At 42.8% G+C, this 8,185-nt stretch carries 2 protein-coding genes; both read right to left on the bottom strand.

Features of this window, described 5'->3' with window-relative positions:
* Positions 1-27: 27 nt before the first annotated feature.
* A complete protein-coding gene (locus tag NNX04_RS02845; protein WP_261947433.1) occupies positions 28-2,469 on the bottom strand; it encodes a type I polyketide synthase in 2,442 nt (813 codons plus the stop codon).
* Between the two features lie 28 nt (positions 2,470-2,497).
* Positions 2,498-8,161, bottom strand: a complete 5,664-nt coding sequence (locus NNX04_RS02840; protein ID WP_261947432.1) for an SDR family NAD(P)-dependent oxidoreductase — start codon at positions 8,159-8,161, stop codon at positions 2,498-2,500.
* Positions 8,162-8,185: the final 24 nt, after the last annotated feature.

Here is an 8,185-nt window from a genome sequence, read left to right as displayed (position 1 = left end):
CTATTCAAGTTTAGTTACTTGTCTCTTTTATAAACAAGTATGGATATGGCTATCTAATCTAAATGCTTGTCGTTGCCACGGATAACTTGGCAATGAAGCAAGAACACCTTTGTCGGGATAAATATGTCTCCACTTAACCTGGTATCCACGCTCATATAAATATGCCAACATAATTAATAAAGGATCTGACTGTGGAGAACAGCGGTTAAATATGGATAGTGGGTTTTCATTTGTTTCAATTGCATTTTGGCTACCTTTAGCACATCCAAATTGCACAATGTGATTACATCGCTGGTAAACACCATCGAGAAAATCAACAATGTATTGATTTTCGAGAGCAGTCGTCTGCATGACCATCACCCCATCGAAAGCTTTCACTAGCTCTCCATTTAATGGAGAAATAAAAGGGATGGACACATGATTTACCTTGGATGACGGCAGAGTTTTTTCCTTCTCAAACACAAGCAACCAATCACAAGCATCACTCAGCGACAGTATTTTTGATATATATGCCGCTGTGATAGCACCAACACCAAATCCTGTTACCGCTTTAGGTCGGATTCCCCAATTCGTCAGTAATGCAGCCAAGGCCGACTGGAAAGCAAACACTATGCATGGACGCATAGATAACCATTGATCGTGCTTCGAACTAAGTATCATGTCACACACATTCACGTTTGTTTTTTCTATAAGAACTTGATTACAGTCATCAATGACATCTTTGAAAACGCTGTAGCGCTGATACAAATCGGCAACACTATGCTTGAAGTCTTCATCTAGCCCATTAAAAAATACAAAGCTCGCATGATTTAATTTTGGTGCATCACACGCTGAGTCATTTGCCTCACGCTCCTTGATTAGTTGTGTTAATGACGCCGCAGCACTTTTTCCATTATTGCCGCGAACACATATCCTATAGGGGTAATGATCACGCGCCACTGCTGCACTGTAACTAACAGAATTAAAATCCACATCATTTTTTTCAAGTAGCTTTAAATAACGCTTGGCTAACGCTATTAGGGCCTTATCCGTTTTGGCAGAAATAGGTAAAAGGCAAATATCTTCTGTGCGTTTTCGATCACTCGGCTGATTTTTTTTCACATACTCTTGTAAAATAATATGCGCGTTTTGACCAGACCATCCGAAAGCACTTACACCTGCTGCGCGCGGTGCGTCTCCAGCAGGCCAGTCCATCGCCTCTGTCGCCACAGAAAAACGGCTATTGGTTAAATTAATACTGGAGTGCAGCGATTTAAAATTAATTTGCGGAGGAATTTTTCGATTGTGAAGCGCAAGAGCAACTTTTATAACACTGCTAACCCCTGCAGCAGCTTCAAGGTGACCCATGTTACCTTTAACCGTACCTAAAAAGCATGCTTGTTCAACATCAGTTTTAGATGCACCAAATACAGTTTTAATGGCTTCAATTTCCATTGCATCACCAATCCCCGAACCTGTGCCATGGGCTTCAATATACGACACGTCTTTAGGATCAATCCCTTTTGCACTTTGAATAGCATCACGCATTACTTGCTCTTGTGCTAACTGACTCGGTGCGGTTAATCCGTTACTTTTACCATTGTGGTTTACCGCAGAGCCATTAATAACAGCATATATTTTATCGTTATCGCGCTCGGCATCGCTAAGACGTTTAATGATAATAAGACCCGCACCTTCTCCTCGACCAAATCCGTCGGCATCGGACGAAAAGCTTTTACAACGCCCATCTTCTGAAAGCAGTTGCATTTGGCCACACATTACATGTACCAAAGGCGATAGCATCAAGCTAACTCCACCAACTAAAGCAAGATCACATTCACCCTGACGTAATGCTTTGATAGCTAAGTGAAGTGCAACTAAAGAAGAAGAACACGCCGAGTCAATGGTTAAACTCGGCCCCTGCAAATTAAACATGTAAGACAAACGGCCAGAGGCACCATTGTGTGCATTGCCTACGCCACTATATTTATTAATTTGGCTGTAATCGCGCGGCTGCATCCAAAGGTAATCTACTTTGTCACTCCCCATGCCGATGTAAACCCCAGTACGTGTCGCAGACAAATCCTCTACAACTTGACCAGCATCTTGCAAGGCCTCCACAGCCACTTCAGCGAGCACTCGCTGCTGTGGGTCCATAGTACTAGCCTCTTGTACTGAAATTCCGAAAAAGTCAGCATCAAAGTGGTCTACATCATTAATAAATGCCCCAAAGCGAGTATTAAATTTTCCCACTACTCCAGGCTGTTGATCATAATAAGCATCAACATCCCAACGGCTCTCGGGAATGCGATCCACACAATCAATTCCCTGCACCAAGTTGCGCCAGTATTCTTCTGCATTACCAGCATCCCCAGGAAAACGACAACCGACACCAATGATAGCGATAGGCTCTTCAAGGCTTTGTACTTTCTTTTTAAGCTTTTGGATAACTTGTAAAGCTTTACGCAATGACTCTTCTGCATTAGACATAATTAATCCTTCTCACTCATGACGAATGTTAACTCTCCATTAACTCCAATTCCTGCTCTAACATGGCTTGTAGTTCTTCGGCAGAAATATTGTCAAGGTCGCTATTGTTATCTACATTGTCAGCATTTTCTTCATACGTTTCACTCTCGGTACTTCCATATTCAGCCATTTGCGTAGATATAAACAGAGAGAGTTCTTTAACGGTGGGATAAGCAAATATAAGCATTGCCGGTAAGTCTTGGCTGCGAAGATCACGCTGTAAAAGATTTCTCATATCCACTGCTAATAATGAATCTAAACCTAGCTCGGAAAAGGCAATGTTTTTATCAATACCATCTATTGGAATCCCTAAGATCGAAGAGACTTTTTCGAGCAAATAAATTTCAACCACTTCACTGCGCAATTCCGGTGAAGTCTCTATCAATAGAGTTTCGAACTCACTGAGTTGTTGCTCTTGGGTTTCAGCTTTTTTCACTGGCCGCACCTTGTCCGCAAGGTCGATTAAAAACCTTGGTACTTCAGTGTACTGACGAGTAAACGTCGGCCAATCAATAGAAAGAACAGCTACTTGAGGTAACTCTTGTAAAATTAATGAGGATAAAATGGAAACATCCCTTTCTGGGTTTAATGTGCTAGAGCCCCAAGATTTCCAAACCTCCGCTGCTCGCTCACCCATTGCAGCACCAATACCAACAGTCCACGGCGACCAGTTAATGGCAAGTGCCGACATTCCACAGCGCTGGCGATAATGCGCAAGAGAATCCTGATAAGCGTTAGCCGCAGCATAATTGCCTTGATTTGCAGAACCCATAAGACTAGCAATGGACGAAAACATCACAAAATGATCCAACGACAATCCTTGAGTGTACACATGCAAATTCCAAGAACCTTCGACTTTTGGAGTAAGAATTCTTTCAAAATTATCCCATTGTTGGGTAGCCATCGGTTCATCATCAATAATCGCGGCGCAATGGAAAACACCACGTAATGCAGGCATAGATGCAGTTATTTTTACTAACAATGTCTGTGCTTCCTCAGCATTAGAGACGTTTGCTTTTTGCCACTCGATGTAAACTCCCTTCGCTTGTAGTTTTTTAATCTGCTCCATTGCAAACAGCGGCGGTTCAATCACATCTGTTAAAATAACGTGTTGCGCACCTTGATCCACAAGCCAATTTAATAAATAAGGGCCTAGAGCACCGAACGCTCCGACAATAAGATAGCTTGCGTTGTTTTTAATTCTTCGGTCACTATTATGTTTAAAAGCGAATATTCTTTTACCGATATGCGCGACTTTGGAGAAATCATCAAGCGCTGTAATTGCTTGCGAAAGGGAATAGCACTTCGAAGGCAAAGGTTTAATTTTACCCTGCACCAGCAAAGCGTAAATACGCTGATACATTTCACTAATGACGACATTCGGCTCATCCCCATCCATTAAGTTATACAAATTAACTGCATGATAATCTGCACCATCTTGTTGGATGGCTGTTTCAGGTAGCACCCTACTGAGATCAACATAACTACCTGTTGGCGCTAGCAGTCGATAACTTTCTTCAGCAAGAAGACCAGACAAACCACTTAAGACAATATCCACCCCTGGCTTATCACCAAGCAAATAACGAATTTCACTCACAAAGTGGTGACTGCGCGAATTAAATATATGTTCAACGCCCAACGAACGTAGATAGGTTTCCTTTTCAGTGCTACTCACGGTGGCATATACTGTTGCACCTGCAGCAAGGGCTAAATTTACAGCCGCTAAGCCCACACCGCTTGCCGCAGAGTGAATTAAAATTGTATCCGTTTGCTTAAGCTTACCCAGTAGGTGGAGCGAATAAAACGCAGTGAGATATACCAAGGGTATCGTGGCAGCTTCTTCGTCAGTGATACCGTGCGGAATCGTAGACACTCGTTCACTAGGTACCGTTATATGTGAGCGCCAACTGCCCTGATGTAAAAACATGACTTTATCACCGACATTAATATCAGCTACATCTACGCCTACCGCAACCACGGTGCCTACACCATCATCGCCCAATGTACTGTTTCTTGGCAAAACTCCCTGACCAACTAACAGATCGCGATAACTGATTCCAGAATAATCCACATCGATCTCAACTTCACCCGAGTTCGGTTGCACACGCTCTGTGGACAAGAATTCAATAGATTGAAGATCCCCTCGTGCACCAAAACCAATATCAAACGCATCGCGAGGTACTTTTAATTGTTTTGCAGGCTTTTTCTGAACATCGCTGAAAGATCTTAAGCGTCCAGCAAAACGTGCCCCTTGACGATAGGCCACTTGATCTTCGTCACCACCTGAAAAAATCTCTTGAAAAATAGTACTGACATTAACGATTGCAGCGGGGTCTGTATCCACAAGACAACAGTCTGCCTGCGGTTTCTCCATTGGCAAGGTACGCCCCATACCCCACAACATACCTTGAATAGGATTCAGTCTGGCGTTTTCATTGCCAATAGATACCGCGCCCTGAGTGATAATCCACATGGGAATATTTGCTTTTCCCAAAGCTTGGGTAATATGCAATAGACCACCGCAAAGCACAGCTTTGTCACCTGCAAGGGACCCCACGTGGGTCTGGGTTACCGCAGTACCATTTAAACCCCAAAGATAAATAACACCGTTAATTTTAGATTCATGCTTAATCGAAATATCTTGAAAAATCGAATGATATTCCTCGACGGCATCCGGCCGATGTACTAAATAGTTGTTGTCTTCTACTGGGGAGCGCTGTACGTAAACGCTACTTACTGAATGGCCAGCCGACTCCATCATACGTTGTAGTTTGTCACCGTGTCCGTTGTTATCAGAGAAAATAACCCAGTGGCCAGACTTAGCACTACTTGTATCCACTGGAAGCGATTGCACAGGAACCCAGTCAAAAATATGTTTCCAACGGCTAAAACGTGCAGGCTCATGTGTTGGAATACGATCACGAGCCACACTTTGAATTTTTGCTGCTTCCACTTTTAATGCAAGGGCACCTTGTTCATCCACAAGGTATATATCTGCAACAGTTAAGGCTCCCCGTGAGCGCAACTTCACCGAGTAATATCCTTTTGTTGGGCAAGGCTGAAAACACTGTAAACTCTCCCAGCCTATTAATAGCGATATTTGATTTTCATCTAAATCTTTAATTACCAATAGTTGCATTAATTGAAATAATGCATCAAGAGTTCCTGGGTGGTAGTTGTATGCAAAAGGTTCAGAATCTCTAACTTCGGCAGAACAACCTAATTCGCCAAGTGCAACTAACTCACCTCGTTGTAATGATGTTAAACGTTTATAAGATACTCCCATATGTAAAGAGCGATCAGCTAATTGTGAGTAAAAATCTTCAACATCAATGATTTCATCCAGTGTATTGCTTTCAACATGAGCGCTGGATGCAGTGGCGGACAACTGACTTAATGCCGGTACTAATTTACCTGTCAGCGGTGTACGCCAGCCATTCGCATCATTTTCAAGTAGGTCGTCGAAATAACTGATTTGAAAACCATATTCGCCTTCCTTTTCAGGAGTTAATAATAACTGTACTTTTCTATTCTCACTTTCTGGCAAATAGAAGGCCTCGGAGAATGCCACTTGATCGAGTGTATAGTCACCATCTAAGTGCTCTTTGATGACATCCAATATCAGAGATATCAGCGCCGATGCAGCCACCATTGGCGTTTCGTCAAAAAGGTGGTCGGCCAAAAAGGGAAAGCTCTCGACAGATAGAGTCGACTCAAAAACCAATTTATCACTGAAAATGGGAGATCGAACACGCTCCCCTCCCCAACGAGGCGCAACATTAATAATCGCGGATGCTTTATTGTTGGATTTACTTTCAATATTTATAGATGTATCTACCCAATACCGTTGCCGCTGAAATGGGTAATTTGGTAATGCAACTAATTGCGCAGTTTCACCGGCAAATAGTTTACGCCAACTAACTTGGTGTCCAGACAAATAACATTTTGATAATTCCACCAGACTCCGAGTGTAATCTTCAGATTCGGATTTCTTCAATTCAACTGCCAGCGCGATTAAAGCATTGGGTTCGTATTGCGAGCAGTCTGCGCTATTTTCTAACGATGGATTTTTCGGTGTGTTCAGGCATTGAACGAGTTGTTGTTCAAGATCTTCAATAGAGGTCACCACAAATATTTGTCGACATGAAAAATGGCTGCGACGGCATAATAAGGTATAGCTAAGGTTTTGAAGTACCAAATCTACTTTGTTGTAGGCAATAAATTGTTGTAAATCACGCACCCGTTCAATAAGTGCATTGTTGGACTTGGCTGACAAAGCAATAATATAAGGCTGTGCATCACTATTCGTTTTGGCCTTTTCAATGGGTTGTGTTTCCGCTGAAAACTCTTCAAGCAGAACAAAAGCATTAGTCCCGCCAATCCCTAAAGAATTAACACCCGCTCGATTAGGACCATCCACTTCAGGCCATGACGTTTCTTTGTCCACCACGTAAAAAGGGCTTTGTTCAAAATTAATTTTTGGATTAGGCGTTGTATAATTGATGCTTGGCGGTATTCTCTTATGATGCAATGCAAGCGCAGTCTTAATTAAACTTGTAATTCCTGAAGCCGTGTCCAAGTGCCCCAAATTACTTTTTACAGAACCAATCCCACAGAATTGTTTGCGCTGCGTCTGCTTTGTAAATACTTGAGTTAATGCGGAGATTTCCACCGGATCTCCCATCGCTGTTCCCGTACCATGCGCCTCAATATATCCAATAGAGTCCGCTGAGACTCCGGCAACGGAAAATACATCTTCAATACAGCGAACCTGACCACTTTGGCTCGATGCGGTATAACTTAGTTTTTTCCCGCCATCATTATTAATAGCAGAGGCTTTAATTACAGCGTAAATTAAATCATTGTCTGCTTTGGCATCTTCTAAACGCTTCAGTAAAACCAATCCAACACCACTACCAAATACAATACCATCAGCCTTAGCATCAAATGCACGACAGTGGCCGTCTGGCGAAAATATATCACCGTCCTGACGGTGATAACCGGCCACATGAGGAACTCTAATATTAATCCCTCCGGCTAATGCCATGTCACACTCACCATTTAAAATACTTTGGCAAGCCATATGAACAGCAACTAATGATGTTGAGCATGCGGTTTGTATACCGACACTCGGGCCCTTTAGATCAAGTTTGTACGACGCCCGCGTGGATAAAAAGTCTTTATCATTACCCAGGTGTTGAAAGCCACCCGTCATCCCTTTAACTTCAGGGTGCTGTTCGAGGTAAGCAAGAAGGTAACTTGTTACAACACCGCCACTTCCAGCGAACATCCCAATGGAAGCCCCTTCAGATTGCGTATATCCACCATTTTCAAGCGCCTCCCAAGCGGTTTCTAGAAAAATACGCTGCTGAGGATCGAGCGCTTGAGCTTCGCGTGGTGAATACTGGAAAAAGTCTGCATCAAATAAATCAATATCGTCTAATATTGGAGCCGCTTTTACGTAATTGGGGTTATTTATATCTTCTTCACTTACACCGGCCTTGCGCAACTCTTCATCCGAAAAAAAACGAATGGCTTCCTTACCTGCGCATAAATTTTCCCATAATTCATTTACCGAATTAGCACCAGGAAACCGCCCTGCCATACCGACAATTGCAATTTCATCGATGACTGAACTATTGTTGGAGTTCATTAGATTCGCTTCCTTCTCATACAA

The sequence above is a fragment of the Cellvibrio sp. QJXJ genome, assembly GCF_024452345.1.
GTDB lineage: Bacteria > Pseudomonadota > Gammaproteobacteria > Pseudomonadales > Cellvibrionaceae > Cellvibrio.
This window is presented reverse-complemented; position numbering and strand designations above follow the sequence as displayed.